22 protein-coding genes are annotated in these 21,284 nt (G+C 66.1%); 10 read left to right on the top strand and 12 right to left on the bottom strand.

Annotation, left to right across the window (positions count from 1 at the left end; translation table 11 throughout):
- Positions 1-66: 66 nt before the first annotated feature.
- Complete coding sequence (locus FHS94_RS15775) at positions 67-1,068, bottom strand: threonine aldolase family protein (protein WP_184059722.1); 1,002 nt, start codon at positions 1,066-1,068, stop codon at positions 67-69.
- A gap of 146 nt (positions 1,069-1,214) precedes the next feature.
- Between FHS94_RS15775 and FHS94_RS15780 the strand changes: the two genes are divergently transcribed.
- Positions 1,215-2,009: a hypothetical protein gene (locus FHS94_RS15780; RefSeq protein ID WP_184059607.1), complete on the top strand. Its 795-nt coding sequence runs from the start codon at positions 1,215-1,217 to the stop codon at positions 2,007-2,009.
- Positions 2,010-2,015: 6 nt separating this feature from the next.
- Here FHS94_RS15780 and FHS94_RS15785 read toward each other — a convergent pair whose 3' ends face one another.
- A complete protein-coding gene (locus FHS94_RS15785; RefSeq protein WP_184059609.1) occupies positions 2,016-4,223 on the bottom strand; it encodes a transglycosylase domain-containing protein in 2,208 nt (735 codons plus the stop codon).
- A gap of 107 nt (positions 4,224-4,330) precedes the next feature.
- Between FHS94_RS15785 and FHS94_RS15790 the strand changes: the two genes are divergently transcribed.
- The gene (locus tag FHS94_RS15790) at positions 4,331-4,912 is read left to right on the top strand and encodes an NADPH-dependent FMN reductase (RefSeq protein WP_184059611.1); all 582 of its coding nucleotides are present in this window, start codon (positions 4,331-4,333) and stop codon (positions 4,910-4,912) included.
- A 9-nt stretch (positions 4,913-4,921) separates the two neighbouring features.
- Here the strand turns inward: FHS94_RS15790 and FHS94_RS15795 are convergent, their stop codons facing one another.
- On the bottom strand, positions 4,922-5,119 hold the full coding sequence (locus FHS94_RS15795; RefSeq protein WP_184059613.1) for a hypothetical protein: 198 nt from the start codon (positions 5,117-5,119) through the stop codon (positions 4,922-4,924).
- A gap of 154 nt (positions 5,120-5,273) precedes the next feature.
- Between FHS94_RS15795 and FHS94_RS15800 the strand changes: the two genes are divergently transcribed.
- Together FHS94_RS15800 and FHS94_RS15805 are read left to right on the top strand one after the other, a co-directional pair.
- Positions 5,274-6,044: an SDR family oxidoreductase gene (locus tag FHS94_RS15800; RefSeq protein WP_184059615.1), complete on the top strand. Its 771-nt coding sequence runs from the start codon at positions 5,274-5,276 to the stop codon at positions 6,042-6,044.
- A 74-nt stretch (positions 6,045-6,118) separates the two neighbouring features.
- Positions 6,119-6,856 (top strand): Crp/Fnr family transcriptional regulator, encoded by a 738-nt coding sequence (locus FHS94_RS15805; protein WP_184059617.1) that lies wholly within the window; start codon positions 6,119-6,121, stop codon positions 6,854-6,856.
- Between the two features lie 37 nt (positions 6,857-6,893).
- On the opposite strand, the gene gorA is transcribed toward FHS94_RS15805, so the two are convergent.
- The 4 genes from gorA to pgi are packed head-to-tail and all read right to left on the bottom strand — an operon-like array spanning position 6,894 to position 11,560.
- The gene (gene gorA, locus FHS94_RS15810) at positions 6,894-8,243 is read right to left on the bottom strand and encodes a glutathione-disulfide reductase (RefSeq protein WP_184059619.1); all 1,350 of its coding nucleotides are present in this window, start codon (positions 8,241-8,243) and stop codon (positions 6,894-6,896) included.
- Positions 8,244-8,302: 59 nt separating this feature from the next.
- On the bottom strand, positions 8,303-9,589 hold the full coding sequence (locus FHS94_RS15815; protein ID WP_184059621.1) for a glycoside hydrolase family 130 protein: 1,287 nt from the start codon (positions 9,587-9,589) through the stop codon (positions 8,303-8,305).
- 56 nt (positions 9,590-9,645) lie between these two features.
- The gene (locus FHS94_RS15820; RefSeq protein ID WP_184059623.1) at positions 9,646-10,047 is read right to left on the bottom strand and encodes a DUF4174 domain-containing protein; all 402 of its coding nucleotides are present in this window, start codon (positions 10,045-10,047) and stop codon (positions 9,646-9,648) included.
- A gap of 25 nt (positions 10,048-10,072) precedes the next feature.
- Positions 10,073-11,560 carry a glucose-6-phosphate isomerase gene (gene pgi, locus FHS94_RS15825; RefSeq protein WP_184059625.1) on the bottom strand — a complete coding sequence of 496 codons (1,488 nt, stop codon included), beginning with the start codon at positions 11,558-11,560 and terminating at the stop codon, positions 10,073-10,075.
- A gap of 161 nt (positions 11,561-11,721) precedes the next feature.
- On the opposite strand from pgi, the gene lepB reads away from it, so the two are divergent.
- Genes lepB through FHS94_RS15850 form a run of 5 tightly spaced genes read left to right on the top strand, consistent with a single transcriptional unit; the run spans position 11,722 to position 14,945 of the window.
- The gene (gene lepB, locus FHS94_RS15830; RefSeq protein WP_184059627.1) at positions 11,722-12,513 is read left to right on the top strand and encodes a signal peptidase I; all 792 of its coding nucleotides are present in this window, start codon (positions 11,722-11,724) and stop codon (positions 12,511-12,513) included.
- Positions 12,468-13,175 (top strand): ribonuclease III, encoded by a 708-nt coding sequence (rnc, locus tag FHS94_RS15835; RefSeq protein WP_184059629.1) that lies wholly within the window; start codon positions 12,468-12,470, stop codon positions 13,173-13,175. The genes lepB and rnc overlap by 46 nt, the downstream gene beginning before the upstream one ends.
- Before the next feature lie 33 nt (positions 13,176-13,208).
- On the top strand, positions 13,209-14,111 hold the full coding sequence (gene era, locus FHS94_RS15840; protein ID WP_184059631.1) for a GTPase Era: 903 nt from the start codon (positions 13,209-13,211) through the stop codon (positions 14,109-14,111).
- A 4-nt stretch (positions 14,112-14,115) separates the two neighbouring features.
- Positions 14,116-14,493, top strand: a complete 378-nt coding sequence (gene gloA2 / locus FHS94_RS15845; RefSeq protein ID WP_184059724.1) for an SMU1112c/YaeR family gloxylase I-like metalloprotein — start codon at positions 14,116-14,118, stop codon at positions 14,491-14,493.
- A 56-nt stretch (positions 14,494-14,549) separates the two neighbouring features.
- A complete protein-coding gene (locus FHS94_RS15850) occupies positions 14,550-14,945 on the top strand; it encodes a DUF2501 domain-containing protein (RefSeq protein WP_184059633.1) in 396 nt (131 codons plus the stop codon).
- 53 nt (positions 14,946-14,998) lie between these two features.
- On the opposite strand, the gene FHS94_RS15855 is transcribed toward FHS94_RS15850, so the two are convergent.
- From FHS94_RS15855 to FHS94_RS15875, 5 genes are all read right to left on the bottom strand, one after another.
- Positions 14,999-15,883 carry a manganese catalase family protein gene (locus FHS94_RS15855; protein WP_184059635.1) on the bottom strand — a complete coding sequence of 295 codons (885 nt, stop codon included), beginning with the start codon at positions 15,881-15,883 and terminating at the stop codon, positions 14,999-15,001.
- A 173-nt stretch (positions 15,884-16,056) separates the two neighbouring features.
- Entirely contained in the window at positions 16,057-16,770 is a 714-nt protein-coding gene (locus FHS94_RS15860) for an NAD-dependent deacylase (RefSeq protein WP_184059637.1), read from the bottom strand.
- Positions 16,771-16,840: 70 nt separating this feature from the next.
- Positions 16,841-17,500 carry a methyl-accepting chemotaxis protein gene (locus FHS94_RS19710; protein WP_221234809.1) on the bottom strand — a complete coding sequence of 220 codons (660 nt, stop codon included), beginning with the start codon at positions 17,498-17,500 and terminating at the stop codon, positions 16,841-16,843.
- 73 nt (positions 17,501-17,573) lie between these two features.
- Positions 17,574-19,229 carry a DNA repair protein RecN gene (recN, locus tag FHS94_RS15870; RefSeq protein WP_184059728.1) on the bottom strand — a complete coding sequence of 552 codons (1,656 nt, stop codon included), beginning with the start codon at positions 19,227-19,229 and terminating at the stop codon, positions 17,574-17,576.
- A gap of 109 nt (positions 19,230-19,338) precedes the next feature.
- Positions 19,339-20,349: an outer membrane protein assembly factor BamD gene (locus FHS94_RS15875; RefSeq protein ID WP_184059639.1), complete on the bottom strand. Its 1,011-nt coding sequence runs from the start codon at positions 20,347-20,349 to the stop codon at positions 19,339-19,341.
- Positions 20,350-20,444: 95 nt separating this feature from the next.
- On the opposite strand from FHS94_RS15875, the gene FHS94_RS15880 reads away from it, so the two are divergent.
- Positions 20,445-21,266: a class I mannose-6-phosphate isomerase gene (locus tag FHS94_RS15880; protein WP_184059641.1), complete on the top strand. Its 822-nt coding sequence runs from the start codon at positions 20,445-20,447 to the stop codon at positions 21,264-21,266.
- The last annotated feature ends 18 nt before the right edge of the window (positions 21,267-21,284 follow it).

Here is a 21,284-nt window from a genome sequence, read left to right on the forward strand (position 1 = left end):
GCTCCCGCGCGCAGCACCCTTGGCCATGAGGTCCCGCTTGCACTGAAGCGCAAGGCCGGTTGTGGCTCACAGCGCTGCGATGGCCTCTGCCAGCGGGCGCACGCCGTCGGCCTGCTGGTCCCAGGAGGTTACCAGCCGGATCTCGCCCGCCGCCCAGTCATAGAAGTCGAACCCCTTTGCCCGCAGCGCTGCCGCTTCGTCCGGGGTAGCGCGCAGGAACACCTCGTTTGCCTCAACGGAGTGGATCAGCCGGTCGCCCGCACCCGCCGCCAACATGGTCGCGTTGGCATTGGCGGAGCGCGCATTGGCGAGCCACAGGTCGTCATCGAGCATGGCGAGCACCTGAGCGGCAAGGTAGCGGCCCTTGGAGAAGAGCAGCCCTGCGCGCTTGCGCCGCTGCGGCGTCGCGCCAACAAGGTCCGGGTCGAAGAACACCAGCACTTCCGCATTCATGCCGCCATTCTTGATAAAGCCGAAGGACAAGGCCTCGACCCCCGCCTGCCAGGTCATTTCCGCGGGCGAGCAGCCGGCGGTTGCCATCGCATTGGCGAAACGCGCGCCGTCCATGTGGAACTTGAGCCCGCGCGATCGGGCAAGCTCGCCAATCGCGGCTACCTCATGGGGCAGGTAAACCCGGCCATATTCGGTCGCGTTGGTAATCGACACGGCATAGGGCTGAACGCGGTGAACGTCAGCGGCGATCGCGTCGAGCACGGTCTGAACGGTGTGGGGCGTGACCTTTGCTCCCTCGCCGTCGGCCAGCATCAGTTTTGCGCCGTGCGTGTAGAATTCGGGCGCACCGCATTCGTCGTTCTGGATATGCGCGTCACGATGGCAGACGACGCCGCCATAGGGCGGGCAGATCGCAGCCAGCGCCAGGCAGTTCGCCGCCGTGCCGCTCGGCACCCAGAGCGCGCGGACGTCGCGTTCGAACAACTCGGAAAAACGGGCGTCGAGCCGCTTCGACCAGGCATCGCCATCGTAGGCGGTATCCAGGCTGTTGGCAGCTGCCATTGCCTCCATAACGCGGGGATGCACGGGGGCGGCGTTGTCGGAGAAGAAGCGCATGTGCAGGGCCATAGGCGTTCGGCTTGGGGGCGCAACATCAACTCTTGTCGGAGCCGAGTGACACCGATCGCGCCAGCGAAGGAACTCGGCATACACTTGCTCGACATGCCCGGGCGCGTAAGCTGCGCCGAAAAGAGGGGGAGCCTATGCCAGTGGAGCAGCGGGTCGACTGGCTGACGATGGCGGGGCTGGGCGCGCTGCTGATGCCGTTGCTGACGATGTGGCACGAACTAGGGGGCCATGCGGCCGCCTGCGTCATGGAAGCTGGGCGGGTCGTGGAGATCGGCGCCTTTTACGTCGATTGCAGCATCCCGGCGGGCTGGTCGCGGTTCGTGGTCGATGTCGCTGGCGTGGCAGTCAACGTCGTCCTGTCATTGCTGGCCTTTCTGCTCTGGCAGCGCACCCGGAGCGATGTCGCGCGGCTGGTGCTCTGGCTGGTTTGGGTGAGCGAGGCCTTTGTTGCTGCCGGTTATTTCTGCTTCTCGGGCGCGACGGGGTTGGGGGACCTCGGGACCGGAACTGATGGGGCACTGTCGGGCCTGCACGCGCCGTTTGCATGGCAGGCGGGCGTGCTGCTGGTCGGGTTGATCGCCTATGTCGTGATCGTCCGGGCCGCGATCAGTGGCTTGGACGATCTGCTCGGCACCGGTCCTGCCACCCGGCCGGCGCGCAAACGGATCGCACATACCTATTACGCTGCGGCCGGAGCGGGCGCGGTGCTGGTCGGGTTGTTCAATCCCGTCGGCCTGTTCGTGACAATCGCGTCGGCGGCGGCATCTTCCTTCGGCGGGCTGGCCGGGTTCATCTCGATTGGGTTTGCCGCGCGCGGGCCGGATGCGCCGCGGCCAGTCACGCTTCGGCGAAATTGGGCAGTCATCGCTGCGGGGGTGGTTGCGCTCGCGCTTTTTGCCAGGGTGCTCGGGCCGTCGATCCGGCCCTGAGCGGGGTTACTCGTTCCCGTCTTCCTCATCCGGCGGGCGCCGGTCTTCACGGGGCGGGGGCGGCCCCTGCCGGTCGCGACCGCGGGCGGGACCGACGCTGATCGAGCCGTCGTCGCCGCGGCGAAGGTCGATGCCCAGGTCACGCAGGCTGTCCCCCGCAGTGCCGATCGCGTCGCCCACCGCCCGGTCGATCTGGTCGCCGACATCGGCACCGTCGATTACCGCTTCCGGATCGATCGCGTTCTCCTCGACCACCACCGGTGCGCGGACGGGGGCGATCCCCAGGCCCGCCACCATGAAATTGCGCCAGATCTGCGCGGGGATGCCGCCGCCATGAAGGCCGGGATTGGGAGTGTTGTTGTCATTGCCGACCCAGACGCCCACGACCAGGTCGCCGGCCCAGCCAATGAACCAGGCATCCCGGCCCGATTGGGACGTGCCGGTCTTGCCGTAAGCGTCAATGGTCAGCCGTGCCTCTCGCCCCGTGCCGCGCAAGGACGAACCGAGCAGGGACTTCATCTCGTCCTGAATGTTGCCGGGCATCTGGCGCGTGCCGCCGGTCAGCGATTGATACCAGCTCTTGTCGCCATGTTCCTCCAGCCCGCGCGGGCGCACCGGATAGCGGCCATTGGCGATACCGGCATAGGCGGCGGTAAGCTCCAGCAACGTCACTTCCGACGTGCCAAGACCAATGGTCGCCTCGTTGGCGATGGGGGTGGAAATGCCGAGGTCGCGCGCCGCCTTGATCACGTTGCGCACGCCGACCTGCTGGGTCAGCCGCGCCGCGGCAACATTGGACGAACGGGCAAAGGCGCGGGCGAGGCTGATCTCGCCCAGGTAGCGGCCATCATCGTTGCGCGGCTTCCACCCGGCGATCTCAACCGGTGAATCGTCCACGGTGGACGAGGGGGTCATCCCCGCGCGCATCGCGGCGAGGTACACGAACAGCTTGAAGGTCGAGCCGGGCTGTCGTTTGGCCTGTGTCGCCCGGTTGAACGGGCTGTCGACATAGGACCGGCCGCCCACCATCGCGACCACCTGGCCGTCAGGGCGCATCGCGACCAGCGCTGCCTGTGCCTGGCGCAGGCCAGCCTGGCGGATCACGCGTTCCGCCTGTCTTTGCAGCTTTGGGTCGAGAGTGGTGCGGACGCTCGCTTCGGTCTTGATCTCACCGGCCTGGTCGCGCGCTTCCGGCAGGACCCAATCGGCGAAGTACGTGCCGGACGGCACCTGTTGCGGCGCCCGCGCAAGCACGCGCTGCGGCTGCACCGCGCGGCCCTGCGCCGGGGTGAGGAAGCCCGCGTCGACCATGGCGCCGACCACGACCGCCTCTCGCTTGCGCGCGCCGGCCAGGTTGCCCGTGGGGGCCAGGCGCGATGGTGCCTTGACCAGCCCGGCCAACATCGCTGCCTGGCCGACGTTGAGCTTGTCGGGCGTGCGGCCAAAATAGTGCTTTGATGCCGCGGTCAGGCCGTAGACATTGTCGCCGAAGTACACGTTGGACAGGTAGCGCGACAGGATCTCGTTCTTGGACAGCCATGCTTCCAGCCAGAACGCAATCATGACCTCGCGCAGCTTGCGTGCCGCGGTACGGTCGGAGTCCAGAAACGCGTTCTTCGCGAGCTGCTGCGTAATGGTCGAGCCGCCCTCCCGAACGCCGCCCGCGCCAACATTGTGCCAGGCCGCGCGCAGGATGCCACGCGGATCGATGCCCCAGTGCGAATTGAAGCGCCGATCCTCGATCGCCATGAATGCCTGCGCGACATGGGGCGGCAGCTTGGACGCGTCGACCGGGGTGCCGAGAATGGCGCCACGGCGGGCGATGGGGGTGCCATCGGACGCCAGGAGGGTGATCGAAGGTGGCGTTGGCGGCTTGAGCGAACGCGACAAGGGCGCCGTGACCGCAAGCCAGCCGATCGCGATGACCAGCAGAATAACGCTCAGACCCAGCCCGCGCATGATCCAGCGCAATGCCGTGCGCAGGCGCGAGCGTCGGCGCGGATAATCACCGCCATCATTGCCGCCGCTGCCACCACCACGACCTTCATCATCGCCCAGCACGGCATCGTAGCCGTTGAGCTGACGCTGCAGTTCGTCACGCGAGTAGGAGCGGTAGGGGCGATCTTCCTCCTCCCACTCCGCCGCGTCGGGGGCGTAGCGAAGGGGGCGGGGATTGGCGTCGCGGTCGGGCCGGCGCGGGTCGAAGAGACTCATGAGTAGCCATGTGTATTACAGCGCTACGACACCGCCCGCAAGCGCGTCGGGCCGTTGCGCCATATCAGCGGCGACAGCGCGTGGCAAAGTGGGTATTCCAAGGGTCTATGACTAACGTCTCCTCCCTTTCCCAGCCGCTGGTCGTCGGCATCGGCGGCACCATCGGCGGGGTGTCCTCGACCGAACGGGCACTTCGGATCGCGCTGGACGCGGCATGTGGGCAAGGGTTCCGGACCCGGATGTTCGGCGGCGCCGACATGGCCAAGCTGCCGCTCTATGATCCGCGGGCGACCAGCCGCACGGCCGAAGAGCAGGCGTTCGTGGAGGCGGTGCGCTCCGCGTCGGCGGTGATCATCTCCAGCCCGGGCTATCACGGCTCGATTTCCGGGGTGGTCAAGAACGCACTGGACCTGCTGGAGGAAACCGCCCGTGACGAGCGGCCCTACCTCGCCGACATGCCCGTGGGGCTGATCGCCACCGCTTATGGGTGGCAGGCGACAGGATCGACCATCGCCGCGCTTCGCTCGATCGTGCACGCCCTGCGCGGTTGGCCGACCCCGTTCGCCGCCGCGATCAACACGCAGTTGACCAAGTTCGACGACGATGGCGGCGTCAATGACCCCGCCGTGCTGGAGCAGTTGCGGCTGATCGGGCGCCAGGTCGCCCGGTTCGCGCCGCTCGCGGCCTGACGGGACCGATCAATCGGGGTTGGGGGCGATCGGCGCACCAAGCTTTGCCGCTGCGCGCCGTACCTCCTCGTCGGTCGGTGCCTCCGGCGGGCCGTCCTCTCCCGGGAAGAGCGCGTCGTCCGGGATGCCCGGGCCGGTCCCCGCAATCGTGTCGTTGAGCGAATGGGCATTGGTGCCGTTGCTGATTCCGGTGTCGCGATCGGGCATTGGTGGTCTCCTCGGCGCAACAACGATCGGCCACGCCGGCTGATCCGCCCAACCCGGTCGCGATTCGCCCAACAGCTTGCCGGCCGGGCCATCATTGGCGAAGGGCACGGCAGGGCGGGCCGAACGTTGAGCGCCGACTGTTAACGGAGTGAACATGGCAACGCAGACCAACGTCCCCAATGTGGTCCTCGTTACCGGGGCCAGCGCCGGCTTTGGCACCGCGATCGCGCGGCGGTTCGTGCAGGCGGGGGCGCGGGTGATCGCGACCGGGCGCCGGGTGGAGCGACTGGAATCCCTGCGCGACGAACTTGGCGACGCCGTCTTGCCCGTCGCCTTCGACATCGCCGATCGCGCTGCCATGGAGGGGGCCCTGGCCGGCCTGCCCGAGCAGTTCGGCGACATTGACTGCCTGGTCAACAATGCCGGCCTGGCGCTTGGCATGGGCAAGGCGCAGGAAGCCGACCCCGACGATTGGGATCGCATGATCGACACCAATTGCCGCGGCCTTGTTCAGATGACCCGCGTGGTGCTGCCCGGCATGATCGCGCGGGGGCGGGGTCATATCGTCAATCTGGGCTCGATCGCGGGGACCTATCCCTATCCCGGCGGCAACATCTATGGGGCGACCAAGGCGTTCGTGCGCCAGTTCAGCCTAAATCTTCGATCCGACTTGATGGGCACGCCCGTGCGCGTCACCAACATAGAGCCGGGCATGTGCGGCGGCACCGAGTTCTCCACCGTCCGCTTCAACGGTGATCAGGCGCGCGCCGACGCCCTATACGCGGGCATGCAGCCGCTGACCGCGGAGGACATCGCCGAAACGGTGATGTGGACCGCAACCCTGCCGGCGCATGTCAACATCAACACAGTGGAGATGATGCCGGTCGCTCAAAGCTTCGCCGGCTTCCAGGTCGCACGGGGCTGAAATCCACCTCCGGCGTGGGAGCGGGAACCGCAACGGCCCAGTGTCGATTTGTGACGGTGGAGGAATGACAATCGATGCGAACAAGCGCCCTGGTCCAGCGGCTGGACCGCTACATCAAGTTGACGCCGGCCGAACGTGACGCGTTGGACTGGGCGGAACGCCGCGAAACAAAGGTTCCGGCCGGGGCGAAGTTGCTGATCGAGGGAGAGGAAAGCAACACGCTCTTTGTGGTCCAGATGGGCTGGTTCCACGCTGCCATCCGGCTGGCCAATGGCGGGCGGCAGATCCTGCGCTTCCACTTTCCCGGCGACCTGATGGGCACGTCCAGCATGGCCTGGGCCTTTGCCGTTCATGATTTCACCGCGGTGTCGGACTGCATCGTGTCCGAACTCAGCAAGCCCAACCTTGGCCGGATATTCCGCGAGCAGCCGCGCTTGGCGGGCATGTTGTTCGCCATGAGCGCCGCGGAGAACGTCGCCTTGTCCGATCGGCTGACCTCCATTGGGCGGATGGACAGCGTGGAACGGGTGTCGACACTGATCCTCGACGTGCTCGCCCGGCTGCGGGTCACTGCGGGCGGGGTGGTCGACTCTTTCGATTTCCCGCTGACCCAGACCGACATCGGCGACGCGGTCGGGCTGACCAAGGTCCATGTCAGCCGTACGCTCGGCAAGATGGAGGATCAGGGACTGATCGAGCGCAATGGCAAGCGGGTGAAGGTGCTGGACGAGGCCCGTATGATTACCATGACCGGCTTCATCGACCGCTATCACGAGATCGACTCGGAGTGGCTGATCACCGCGGAAGTGTGACAATGCGCCCCCGGCCAATTGGGCCGGGGGGCATCACTCAGCGCAGCAAAACCAGTTCTTCCGCCATGGACGGGTGAAGCGCGACCGTGGCGTCGAAATCCGCCTTGGTCAGCCCCGCCTTCACCGCCACGGCGGCTGCCTGAAGGATTTCGGGAGCGTCCGGGCCGATCATGTGGATGCCGACCACGCGGTCGGTCTCCCCATCGCAGACCATCTTGTAGAGTGCGCGCTCCTGACGCCCGGCAAGCACGTTCTTCATTGGCCGGAAGTCCGACGAATAGACCTTCACGGACCCAAGCTTTTGCCGTGCCTGGCTTTCGGTCAGGCCGACGCCGGCAAGAGGCGGGTGACTGAACACAGCGCTCGGAATGCAGTTATAGTCGACCCGGGTCGGCTTGTTGCCATATTTCGTATCGGCAAAGGCCTGACCTTCGCGGATCGCGACGGGAGTCAGCTGAACGCGATTGGTGACATCGCCCACCGCATAGATTGACGGGCAGGACGAGCGATTGTCCTCGTCCACCCTGATCGCGCCCGTGTCGTCCAGTTCGACACCCGCACTTTCCAGCCCAAGCCCGCGCGTGTTGGGAACGCGCCCGGTCGCGAACATGACCATGTCCACCGTGATCGGCTCATGCCCGCTCATGTGCACGGTCAGGCAGCCATCGTCGTCGCGAACGATCTTCTCGAAAGTGGCATCGAAGCGGAAATCCAGCCCCTTCATCATCGAGATCTGAAGCAGCCGGTCGCGGATCTGAAGGTCATAGCCGCGCAGAATATCCTGCGTGCGGTTCATCAGCGTCACATGGGCGCCGAACTGGTGAAAAATGCCGGCGAATTCGTTGGCAATATAGCCTGCGCCCGCGATCAGGATGCGGCGGGGCACCGCGTCGAGGTTGAACGCCTCGTTGGAGGTGATGCCGAACTCCTTGCCCTCGACGTCGGGAATGGCGGGATGGGCGCCGACCGCCACCAGGATCGTTTCAGCCGTCACCTCGCGTCCGTCCGACAGGCGTAGCGAATGCGGGCCGGTCACCTCGGCACGGGCGTTGATGATCTCCACGCCGTGGTTGGTCAGCGTCTGCGTATAGGCGGCGTTCAGCCGGTCCACTTCCGCCAGGACATTGTCCCGCAGCGTCGGCCAGCTAAATTCGAGAGGATCGGGGACGTTCCACCCAAACTTCTTGGCGTCGCGCAGGTCCTCAGCAAAATGCGCGCCATACACCAGCAGCTTCTTGGGTACGCAGCCGCGAATCACGCAGGTGCCGCCGACCCGATATTCCTCCGCCACCGCGACCTTGGCGCCATGCGCCGCGGACACCCGCGCGGCACGAGTGCCGCCCGAGCCCGCGCCAATGACGAACAGGTCGTAATCATAATCAGCCATGTACCGTGGGTCTTTCGAGGAATGTTCAACAACCAAGGTCGGCACGCGCCGACCCCGCTTCAAGCAGGCTCCATGGCGCTCAACAGATCATCGACGCTGCCCACCGCGAACGCGCTGAACTCATCGCCGATCGCGTAAGGCACCAGCAACTGTCGTTTATGCAGCAGCGCCCCGCAGCTATAGGTGACGTTGGGAACATAGCCGCCGCGCTGCTCTGCGGAGGGGAACAGCAGCGGCGAGGGCGTGCGCGCCAGCACCTTGGTCGGATCTTCCTTGTCGAGCAGGCACGCGCCAATGCAATAGCCGCGCACCAGGCCGACGCCGTGAGTGAAGACGAGCCAGCCCTCCTCGATCTCGATCGGGGAGCCGCAATTGCCGATCTGCACGAACTCCCATGGGTATTTGGGACCCATGATGCGGGTGCCGGTTTCCCAGGTGAACAGGTCGTCGGAGAAAAGGATGTACAGGTTCTCGCTGTCCTGCCGGCCCAGCATGGCGAACTGGCCGTTCACGCGCCGGGGGAACAGCGCCATGCCCTTGTACGCCGCCATCGCGCCAGTCAGCGCCCGCATCTCATAGGTGCGAAGGTCGATACCCCGCAGCAGCTCGGCCCGAGCATCCTTCCCGTCGAACGCGGTATAGGTGCCGATCACGCTCTGAACGCCGTCCAGGTCCGTAAAGTGGGTCAGCCGCAGGTCCTCGACGCCCTGGCGCTGGCTCGGCAGGATCGGGAAGATCACGGTTTCGGAGATGTTCTGGCTTTCCTCCGACCGCATCCGCACCCAGCCCTCGTTATCACTTTCGATCTGCGGCGGCACGCCCGCCGGGCTTGGCGGCTCGATGACCAATCCATGCCCTGCATCCCAGGTGCCGGTGCGGAAGGTGACGGACGAGATGTGCCCTTCACCAATCCCGCGAAGCGAGAGGATGAACCGGATCGAGTCGTCGTTGGGGTCCTGATCGGGGATCGTGACGATGCTGGGGTTGAACAGCGCCGCAGATTCAAACGCGTACTCCTGGCCGAAATAGGCGCCGAGAAGCAGTTGGTCGCGCTGCTCGGGCACGTCGAGGTCCCCCAGGTCGCCGCGCACCTCGTCGAAACGGCGCAGGAACATGCCATCAACGTCGCGATGGCGCGGGCATAGCGCCTCGTACATCAGGTGCAGCATGCGATCCCGCGTTGTTGTGTCGAGCGCCATCAGCCGGTCTGCCACTTGGCGCATCCGGGGGGTGCGCCCCTCGGCAAAGGCGGCGGGGTAGCCGAACCCGAAGGGGCGGATAACGGTGCGCGACGGGTCAGGCTTGAGCTCGAGCGGCAGCTTGGTGAAGACATCGGCAGCGTTCATGGGTTTCCTAACCGACTGGTGGATTAAAAGTGACCCGGGCGCCCCGCCGGGACGGGTCAGCGTCGGCCGGCGCGGCGCATCGGCATGGCATCGATGGCGGACTGCAAGGCGTCGGGCGCGATCGGTGCGGCCTGGCGGATCGCGACATGTCCATCCTTGCCGATCAGCAGTGCTGCGAAGCCGTTGACCGGCAAGTGGTAGCGCGTACGCAGCGCGGCTGCGGTGTCGCGGACCCCCGACACCGTGGGCCCGGCGATTTCGACCACATGGAGGTCCCGCTCCGCAGCGCCTTCCTTCCACGCCGACAATATCCGACGCTGTTCCAGCAGGGCATGGTCGCCGGCGACGGGGGCCGCGACCAGCAGCACGCGTCGGTGCCAGCGCAGCTCGTCCATGCTGGGCGCTGCGGCGGCTGCAAGAAGCGGCACCGCAGCGGCGAGGAGGAGCAACGATTTCATGGCCGCCCCGACGCGCCCGCCCCGATCAACCAAACGCCCGGCGCATCAGGTCGGTGGTGGACGGGTCGAAGTCACCGCCGCCCTTTTCCGCCGCCTTCGCCATTTCCTTGCCGAGTTCGACCCCGAACTGGTCAAAGGAGTTGATGCCGAGCAGCGTGCCCGACACGAACACGCGATGCTCGTAGAACGCGATCAGCGCGCCGAGCGTGCGCGCGTCGAGGTCGTCGAGCAGCAGCGTCGATGACGGTCGATCGCCCGAATAGGAGCGGGCAGGGTCATCGACCTGCTTGCCCTTCATCAGCGCAGCCCCTTGCGCAAAGGCATTGTTGAGGAGGGCGCGGTGATGCACCTCGGGCAGCGTGTCGCCGGGCTCGATCACCGCGACGAACTCGACCGGCACCAGATGGGTGCCTTGGTGCAGAAGCTGGAACACGGCGTGCTGCGCGTCGGTGCCGACGCCGCCCCAGGTAATCGGTGACGTGGGCCGGCCGACCGGCTGGCCATCAACGGTCACGCCCTTGCCATTGGACTCCATCTCCAACTGCTGAAGATAGCTCGGCAGCAGCTTCAGCCGTTCGTCATAGGCGAAGGTCGCGCGCGTCTCCGCGTGACGGTTCTGGGTATAATAAAGGTCGGCAAAAGCGGCGAGGGCGGGCGCGTTTTCGTGCAGCGCAGCCAGCCGGAAATGGCGGTCCATCTCCGCCGCGCCTTCCAGCAGTTGTTCGAACTGGTCCCAGCCGAGCGCGATCGCGGCCGGAAAGCCGATCGACGACCATAGCGAATAACGTCCGCCCACGCCCTCGCTGAACGGCAGCACTCGGGTTTCGTCCACGCCCCATTCGATCGCCTTCTCGGGCGAGGCGGTCAGCGCGATGACGTGGCCGTAAGGGTCCTCCACGCCATGCTCGCTCATCCAGGCGAGCACGCTTTCGGCGTTGGTCATCGTCTCGGTCGTGGTGAAGGTCTTGGAGGCGACCACCAGCAGCGTCGCGTCAGGATCGAAGTCCGCGAACACGTCCTCCAGGGCGACCCCATCGATATTGGACACAATGGCAACGTCGTAGTGTACCTCGTCACGCCCCAGCGCATCCACGAGCAGGTCGGGGCCGAGCGCGGAGCCGCCAATGCCGACATGCAGGATGTGGCGCACGGGGCCGAACGCATCCGCCTCGATCGCATCGATCAGCGCGCGCATCCGGGCATGGTAGCTTGCCGCGCGTGCCACGCTTTCCGGCTTGCCTTCGCCCCGCTCCGCGGTGTGCTCGACCGGGCGGTTCTCGGTCACGTTGACGTTTTCGCCGTTGAACAGCGCCTCGCGCCGACCGGCGAGGTCCTTGGCTTTTGCCAGAGCCACAAACGCGGCGATCGCGTCGGATGTCAGGTGGGTCTTGGACCAGTCGAAATGGATGCCCGCGACGTCGAGCGACAGCTTGCCCAGCCGGTCGGGATCGTTGGCGAACAGGTCGACGAGCTTTTCATGCGGCAGCGCTTCGATCGTGGACCAATCCGACATGCGATATTCCCTTTCGTGCCTTGGCTGACGCCCGGTACGCCATTCATAGAAGCGCGGACCAAGCTTCGCCACTCTCCCGCCGAACGGTTGACGTGGAGCAAGGCTCCCACGCGAACACACGGATGCTTGACGGCTGCGCGCCCTTGGGCGACGCCCGCATCATGGCCAAATCTACCACGCCGCGGTCGGAAACCAGCGACACGGTCCGCTTTCTGCTGAAGCTGGCATTGTTCGTTCTGATTTTCCGAACCTTCCTGCTCGCGCCTTTCTCCATTCCGTCCGAATCGATGCTGCCACGGCTGCTGATCGGTGACTATCTGTTCGTGTCCAAGTGGAACTATGGCTATGGACGCTGGTCCCTGCCCTGGGGCTGGCCACTGCTGCCGGACATGCACTGGTCAACACCGACGCGGGGCGACGTGGTGGTGTTCCGCAGCCCCGGTCCCGACGATCATGACGTGATCAAGCGCGTGATCGGGCTGCCCGGCGACACGATCCAGGTCCGCAGCGGGCAGGTCGTGCTGAACGGCAAACCGATCCCCAAGCAGCGGATCGGCGATTTCACCGTTCCCGTATCGCCGAACTATCGCTGCGAGGCGACATATCGCGACGTGGACGCGAAGGGCGCGCCGATCTGCCGTTATGCCCAGTTCCGCGAAACGTTGCCGGGCGGGCGCAGCTATGCGGTGCTCGACCGGGGCAACTTTCCCGACCGCGACGACACGGGGCTGTATACCGTGCCGGCCGGCAACGTCTTCCTGATGGGGGACAATCGCGACGATTCCGCCGACAGCCGCTTCCCATCCCCAGAAGGCATGGGGTACATTCCCATGGACCGGATCGAGGGGCGGGCGCTGGTCGGCTTCTTCTCCACCGACGGCTCCGCTTCGTTGCTGAAGCCCTGGACATGGGTCAGCGCGGCACGACCGGAACGGATCGGGCAAGGCTTTTGACGACCCCCGCACAGGCGTGGTTGGCGAAGGTGTTCGGGCGCGCGCCCGAGTCCCCCGGGCGTTTCGAACGCGCGCTGACCCATTCAAGCCATGAAGGGCCCGATTACGAACGCCTAGAATTCCTGGGGGACCGGGTGCTGGGGCTGTGCATGGCGCAATGGTTGTTCGAAGAGTTCCCCGACGAAAGCGAAGGGGAATTGTCCAAACGGCTGAACGTGCTGGTCACCGGCGCGACCTGTGCCGAAGTGGCGCGGGAGATCGGAGCGCAGGCACACCTCCGGCTCGGCAAGCAGGCCCGCGACGACGGCGCGGGCGACAGTGACAACGTTCTGGGCGACGTGATGGAAGCGCTGATCGGCGCCTGGTACCTGGAGGCGGGGCTGGCCGGCGCGGACGAGTTCGTTCGCCGGGTCTGGGATGGGCGGCTCCACGCGGACCTGCGCGCGCCGCAGCATCCGAAATCCGCGTTGCAGGAATGGACGGCGGCCAAGGGACGCAAGCCGCCTGTATATGAAATCATCGATCGCTCGGGTCCGCAGCACGCGCCGCGTTTCACGGTAAGGGTAACTGTGGGCCGTCTCGCCAACGCGACGGCGACGGGCGCAAGCAAGCAAGAGGCCGAAACCGCGGCGGCGGCAGCGTTGCTTGATCGAGTGCGTTGAAGGTTCGGTCGCGCCCGGGCGCGGCATGAGGAGATGCAAGTGAACAACACGCGATGCGGCCTGGTCGCGGTGGTCGGCGCCCCTAATGCGGGCAAGTCGACGCTGGTCAATCAGCTGGTCGGACAGAAGGTCGCGATCGTCAGCCCCAAGGCGCATACGACGCGGACCCGGTTGCTGGGCGTCGCCATTCAGGATGACGTGCAGCTGCTGCTGGTCGACACGCCCGGCATATTCGAGCCCAAGCGACGCCTGGACCGCGCCATGGTGGCCGCGGCGTGGAGCGGCGCAGAGGGTGCAGACCTGCTGATGCTGGTCGTCGATGGCAAGGGCGGCGTGGGTGAAAAGGTCACCCGAATTATCGAGGCGCTGAAGGACCGGCCCGAGCCCAAATACCTGGTGCTGAACAAGGTCGACATCGCCGACAAGGCGAAGCTGCTGGTTCATGCCGAGCGTTTGAACGGGTTGGCAACCTTTGCCGATACCTGGTTCGTGTCGGCGGAGACCGGCGACGGCGTCCCCGAGTTGAAAAACGCGCTCGCCGCCGCAATGCCGTCGGGGCCGTGGCATTACCCTGAGGATCAGGTGTCCGACGCGTCCGAGCGCGCGCTGGCCGCCGAGGTAACGCGTGAGCAGCTCTTCCTGCAGCTTCATGCCGAGCTGCCCTATGCCAGCGCCATCGAGACCGAGTCCTTCCAGGAGCGCGAGGACGGATCGGTCGAGATCCATCAGCAGATCATGGTCGAGCGCCCGACTCAGCGTGCAATCGTGCTGGGCAAGGGCGGCGTACGTATCCGGGAGATTGGTGCGCGGGCGCGGGCGCAACTCTCTTCGCTGCTGGAGCGGCCGGTTCACCTGTACTTGCACGTCAAGGTCCGGCCCGGTTGGGACGAAGACCGCGAGGTATATCGCGACATCGGCCTCGACTGGGTGGACTGAGATGCTGGCTGGCATCCACCATGTTGCGGTGATCTGTTCAGACTACGCTCGCTCGCGACGCTTCTATGCCGAGGTGCTGGCGCTGCCGGTTATCCGCGAAGTGTATCGCGAAGAGCGCAGCTCATGGAAATGCGACCTCGACGCCGGCAATGCGCAGATCGAGCTGTTTTCATTTCCCGACCCGCCGCCTCGGCCGAGCCGGCCCGAGGCACAGGGGTTGCGGCATCTGGCCTTTGTCGTGGACGATCTGGACGGGGCTGTCCGGCGCCTGACCGGCCTGGGCGTCGATTGCGAGGAGGTGCGGGTCGATCCCTATACCGATCGCCGCTTCACCTTCTTCGCCGACCCAGACGGTCTGCCGCTGGAACTGTACGAGGCATAGAACCGGGAGCGGGCGCCAGGCGTTGTTGAGGCGAGACGTCAGCAAGGACACACCCCATGACCCGTCTGTTCATCATCCCCGTGCTGCTCGCCGTCGCCGCGCCCGCGGTTGCGCAGGAAACCGCTCCGCCCGCGAGCGGTGGCCTAGGCGGGCTTGGCGGACTGCTCGGCGGTGCGTTGCCTAGTGTAGGCAAGGTCGGCGCCGGCAACGCGGCCGGCGTGATCGGTTATTGCATCAAGAACAACTACCTGTCGCAAGCGAACGCCGGATCAGTGTTGTCGCGGCTGACAGGTCGGCAGGCTGTAACGACGTCGCCGGGCTATACGGCGGGTCAGTCGGGCGTGCTGCAGGCGGGCGAGCAGGCGTTGCCCTTGGCTGACCTGAAAGGGCAGGTGCGTACCAAGCTGTGCAATCTGGTGCTGAAGCGCGGCGCTTCGTTCCTGGGCCGCTGATCGCGCCGTCGAGGTGATGATAGCGGGGCCGGCAAGCCGACCCCGCTGCTCGATTACCGGTTCGAGTCGAGCGTTTGTGGCGCTTCCCCGATCTGAGCGGCCTGGGCGCCGGATTCCGGACGGGCCGCACCCAGCACGGGTTCTTCGCCAAGCGGCTTGTTTTGGAAAACCGTGAACTCGCCGCGTCCATCGATGCTCGGACCGTTGGTCCAGCGTCCCTCGGGCACGGAGCCGTCCGCTGCCGTCGCGTAGAAGTTGTAGTTGTTCTCGTTGTCTTCCTGCGACTGCGGGAAGCTGTTCGGGATCGGCAGGTTGCCGGTCTCCGCGCCCAACTCCTCGATCACTGCCAGCCACTGCTGCTGGTGCATCGTGTCGCGTGCGATCATGTAGTGAAGCATCTTCTTCATGCCCTCGTCATGGGCCATGTTGAACAAGCGTACCGCCAGCACGCGTCCGGTGCTTTCCGCGGCGACATTACAGTACATGTCAGCGGCGACATTGCCGCTGGCGTAGATGTGGCTCATGTTGAAGGGCACGCCGTCCGAGTCCATCGGCATCGCTGCCATGCCGGCGGAAAGCAGGTTCTTGTGGATCACACCCTCGATCTGATGGCGGGGGTTCTCGCCGCCCATTACAGCGCCGACGATCGAGTCCTTGACGCCTTCCTCCTGTAAATGGCTCGGCGCCTTCTCCAGGTTCAGCGCGACTGCCGTCGCCAGCATCTCGATATGGCCGATCTCTTCCGTCGCGGTGTGGAGCAGCATGTCGCGATACTTGGTCGTCGGTGCGCGATTACCCCAGGCCTGGAAGAAATACTGCATGCAAACCCGGATCTCACCCTCGACCCCGCCAATCGCCTGCTGGAGCGCGCGCGCGAACGCGGGATCGGGCTCCGACACGGTCACGGGGTACTGAAGGCGCTTGTCATGATAATACATGGTGTTCTCCCGGAATCATGGCGCACGTGGACGTGTTGTCCCGCGCTGTGACCTGAACACCTGGCCAGCGATCCAGTTTATTGCGACAGCGTATCTATCGTAATCTGTGACGCTACTAGTGGGGCCGGGGAGATCGTATGGAGATACTAGGCCCAATTACTTCAGCACTCGTGCTAATCTGCATCAATGACACCGATCAACTGCGCAACCCAGTCCGGTACCAGCTCCGTTGCCGGGCCATAGCGTCGGTCGGCAAACCAGTCGCTTCCCGCGGAGGGTTCCAGATTAAGCTCCAGCGTATCGGCGCCATGGTAGCGTGCGATCTGGACGAAGCCCGCCGCCGGATAGACCGCGCCCGATGTGCCGATCGACACGAACAGGTCGGCACGTGCAAGCGCGGCCTCGATCTCCTCCATCCCATAGGGGATTTCGCCGAAGAAGACGATGTCGGGCCGCAGCGCCGGCGCCTTGCACGCAGGGCAGATGGTGCCGGGCGGCAGGTCGCCCGACCAATTGCGACGCTCCCAGCAGTTTGCGCATAAAGCGCTGTTGAGCTGGCCATGGATGTGGTGAAGCCGCCGCAATCCGGCGCGCTCGTGCAGATCGTCGACGTTCTGCGTCACCACGAGCAGCTCGCCTGGCCAGGCTGCGTCAAGCCGCGCCAACGCCCGATGCGCCGCGTTGGGCTGCACGGCCGCCAGCGCTTCCCGGCGCGCATCGTAGAAGCGGTGAACGAGATCGGGATCGGCCGCCAGCGCCTCCGGGGTGCAAACGTCCTCGACCCGGTGCCCTTCCCAAAGGCCGCCTGGACCGCGAAACGTGGCAAGGCCCGACTCCGCGGAGGTGCCCGCGCCGGTCAGGACAACGATGGTGCCGGCGTGAGGCATGGCTTATCGTACGTCCGTGGCCGGCATTCTCCAAGCATGGCACCCTTTCCACGGAGGTGCACGTGAGCGGCTAGGCGTCGCCCCCGTGCTGCTCGACCATTCTCGATGCCTTGCTCGTCGCGGCGCTGGTGTTGCTAGCCAACCGCTTCACCTCGCCCGCGACCACGGCAAAGCCGCGACCTGCCTCACCCGCGCGAGCGGCCTCGATCGCGGCGTTGAGCGCGAGCAGGTTGGTCTGCGAGGCGATGGCGGAGATTGATTTCACCACATCAGCCAGGTCGGCCACCGTCGCGCGCAGGGCCGCTTCGCGCTCGGTCACGGCGCGCTCGAGCTCAACTTTCCCGGTGACGTCGGTAGCTACCTTCAGGATGCGGTGGACCTTGTTCGACCTGAACAGCGGATTGTAGGTGGCTTGCAACCACAGCTCCGTCCCGTCACCGCGCCGGCGCGGGTACATGCCGCGGTCGAACTGCCCCGCGCGCAGCTTTGCCCAGAACGCCGCATAGGCCTCTGACCGTCCATAAGCCTCGTCGCACAAGGTCCGATGGTGCTGCCCGACCAGCCGCGACTTGGAATAGCCCACCAGCGTCAGGAACTCGTCATTCGCCCAGGTCACAATGCCGTCTCGGTCGAACTCCACCACCGCCTGTGACCCGCATACCGCGTCCCAGGCATCGCGGCAGTATCGGTCGCCAGGCCTGGATGCTACGGCGTGAATCTGCTCAGTCACCGGTCAACAGTGCACAACGCAAGGTGGAAACGCCAGCCCGGCCGGGCGGCAAGCGACTGATCTGGATTGCCTTTCAGGCAGGTTCCAGCAACCGGTCAGCCTGCGCACGCGCCTCGTCCGTGACGGTCGCCCCGGACAGCATGCGCGCAATTTCCTCGCGCCGCTCGTCCTCGGCGAGCGGGCGGACACCGGTGCGGGTGACGGTTCCGTCATGGGCCTTGGCGATGAGCAGGTGCCGTGCGCCACGCGCCGCGACCTGGGGCGAATGGGTTACCACCAGCAACTGCGTTCGCGCCGCCAGCCGGGCGAGCCGGTCGCCGATGGCAGAAGCAACCGCACCGCCGACGCCACGATCGATCTCGTCAAAGATCATGGTCGCCGCGCCCCCTTCTTCCGCAAGCGCCACCTTCAGTGCCAGGATGAAGCGTGACAGCTCGCCGCCACTCGCGATTTTCGTCAGCGGGGCAAAGGGCGCGCCGGGATTGGTCGCGATCTCGAACTCAACCCGGTCCTTGCCCGCGCCCGACCACCCATCGCGGGGCAGGGGAGCAAGCGCGGTGCGAAAGCGCGCCGCGTCCAGCTTAAGCGGGGCAAGCTCGGTGGCCACCGCTGCGTCCAGCCGTGCCGCTGCCGCACGGCGCCGCTCCGTCAGCGCGTTGGCTGCCGCGTCGAAGGTGGTGCGCGCTGCCTTTACCGTCGCTTCCAGCTTGGCAATCCCGCCTTCGCCCGCCTCCAGCCGCTCAAGTCGGCCGCGCAGCTCTTCGGTCAGGGACGCGAGATCGTCGGGCTGGACACGATGCTTGCGGGCCATGCCGCGCAGCTCGAACAGGCGCGCTTCATCCTCTTCCAGCGCGCGTTCGTCATAGGCAAGTTCCAACCGGGCTTCGCGCAGCCTGTCCTCGGCCACCGCGCCCTCCGCCACCGCACGGTCGACAGCGGCGAGCGCGTCGGCAAGGGTAGGGTGCGCGTCGGCGATCCGCTCCAGAACGCGGCCGGCCTGGCGCAGGTGGGACAGCGCACCGCTCGACCCCTCCAGGTGATCGTCGATCGCGGCGAGCTCCGAGGCGATCTTCTCGGCGCGTTGCATGGTTCGCCGTCGGTCAGCGAGCGCTTCTTCCTCGCCCGGCTCGGGAGCGAGTTGCGTCAGCTCGGCGACGGCATGTTCCAGCCATTCGCGGTCGCGCTGCGCGGTGTCGATTTCGGCCCGCGCGGCCTCTAGGGCGGCTTCTGCGTCGCGCAGGGTCGCCCAAGCCGCCACCGTGTGGGACGGATCAACCCGCCCGAATGCGTCGAGCAGAGAACGATGCCCGCGTGGATTCAGCAACCCGCGCTCGTCATGCTGGCCATGGATCTCGACCAGGTGGCCGGCAAGCTCACGCAGCAGCGATGCGGACGCGGGCTGGTCGTTGACGAAAGCCCTGCTACCGCCATCGGCCTTCACCAGGCGCCGCACGATCAGCGGCTCGCCGGGCTCGATCTCCAGCCCATTGTCTTCGAGGACCGTGTGGACGCCCGGCGGTGCGTCGAAAGTGGCGGTCACCACGGCCTGTGGCCGGCCATGGCGCACCAGCCCGCTATCGCCGCGCCCGCCAAGGGCCAGACCGAGCGCGTCGAGGAGGATTGACTTGCCGGCGCCGGTTTCCCCGGTCAGCACGCCCAATCCGGCGCCGAAATCAAGGTCCAGAGCCTCGATCAGCACCACATCGCGAATGGAAAGCGCGGTCAGCATCGCGCCGGCATATAGGCGTTCGTCGCAGGAACGAAACAGGGACATTGCGCGCGAGGGCAGATCACTCTGCCTCGCGTCGCTTTGCTGCTACCCGCGGACCGCAATCCGGTCAGGTGCTGGGCGTGCCAGGTGCTGTCGTACCCGGAGCGCCGGCAGCGCTGCCCGCCGGATCGGTGGCCGATCCGCCGGTGGTCGCCGGGGTCGGCTCGGCAGGCGCATCGGCGCGCGGGGTGCCGGCGGTCGGGCCGGTCGCGCCTTCACCCGCCAGCGCGGACTTGGGCAGCGCGCCGGGGCTGCCGGGAGCCACGATCTGCGCGCCCGGCGTCACGGCCGCGATTTGCTGAACGGGATGTTCCTTCATCAGGCGATACGCGCGCGAATACCATTCGGTACCGGGGTAATTGGCGCCGAGCACCGCCGCGGCGCGCTCTGCTTCCGGCCGAACGCCAAGGTTCAAATAGGCTTCGGTCAGCCGCATCAGCGCTTCGGCCGTGTGGCTGGTGGTCTGGTAGTCGTCGATCACCCGGCGGAAGCGCAAGGAGGCGGCGAGCCACTGGCCCCGCGTTTCGTAGAAACGGCCGATCTCCATCTCCTTGCCCGCGAGATGGTCGTTGACCAGGTCGATCTTGAGCCGGGCATCAGACGCATAGCGGGTGTTGGGATAACGGCGGTTGAGCTCACCCAGTGCGTCCAGCGCCTGGCGCGTGATCTTCTGGTCGCGGGTGATGTCCTGGATCTGCTCGTAATAGCCAAGAGCGACCAGGTAATAGGCATAGGCGGCGTCGCGGTTGCCGGGGTGCACCGTCAGGAAGCGCTGTGCGGACTGGATCGAGTTGGTGTAGTCGCGATCGAGATAATAGCTGAACGCGCTCATCAGCTGGGCACGGCGGGCCCACACCGAATAGGGATGCTGGCGCTCCACCTCGTCGAACAGGATCGCCGCTTCCTTGTAGCGACTCTGATCCAGGCGGCGCTTCGCCAGCGAATACAACGTCCCGACGTCGCGCGCGACATAGGGCGTGTCACCGCGGTTGGTCCGATTGCGAGCGCAGCCGGCAATCGGAAGGGCAAGGGCGGCGAGAAGCGCAAGGGTAATCGCGCGGGACGGGACGGTACGCATCGCGTTGCCCTGTAGCAGGCGCAGGCAGGGGCGAAAAGAGCGGGATCGAGCATGCTGTCTTGCGCGTTGGGCGACCTGCAACATAGGGGGACCGCATGCCGGCAACGAAGCTACACACCCATCGCGTCGAAAAGCCCTGGGGTCGGCGTACGTTGTTCCCGGGCTTCGAGGACGTGGCGCCAGGCGGGGAGCCGATCGGTGAGGTGTGGTTTCAGGAGCCGGGCGATCCGACGCCGGACCTGTTGATCAAATATCTGTTCACGGCCGAGAAGCTGTCGGTACAGGTCCACCCTGATGACGAGCAGGCGCACCAGCGCGGGCTGCCGCGCGGCAAGGATGAATGCTGGACAGTGCTGACCGCCGAGGCCGACTCGACGATCGCGCTCGGGCCCAAGGCGCCGATGACTGCCGACCAGCTGCGCGCGGACGCACAGGACGGGTCGATCGAGAACGACCTCGACTGGGTGCCGATCAAGGTTGACGATTTCTATTATTGCCCGTCCGGCACGATCCACGCGATTGGCGGCGGGCTGACGGTGATCGAGATTCAGCAGAACTCCGAAACCACCTATCGCCTGTATGACTATGGTTCGGATCGTGAGCTGCACCTGAAGGACGGGGTCGATGTCGCGGACCTCACCCCGTACCAGCCGGTCACCTCACCTGGCGAAGTGGAGCCGGGGCGTACCATCAAGGTAGAGGGGCCGAAATTCGTGCTGGAGCGCTGGTCCACGGGGCGCAGCGTCTCCCTGCCCGAGGGTACGACCGGGTGGCTGGTGCCGATCAAGGGGGCGGGCCAGGTCGCCGGGGTCGAGTGGAAAGCGGGCGAGTGCGTCACTGTCACCGGTTCTGAAACGATCGAGGCGGGGGAGGGTGCGGACCTGTTGTTCGCCTATCCCGGCACGCGACGCATCTGATTGGTTGACCCTTTGCGC

It is taken from the genome of Sphingomonas aerophila, from assembly GCF_014199305.1.
GTDB classification, from domain to species: domain Bacteria; phylum Pseudomonadota; class Alphaproteobacteria; order Sphingomonadales; family Sphingomonadaceae; genus Sphingomonas; species Sphingomonas aerophila.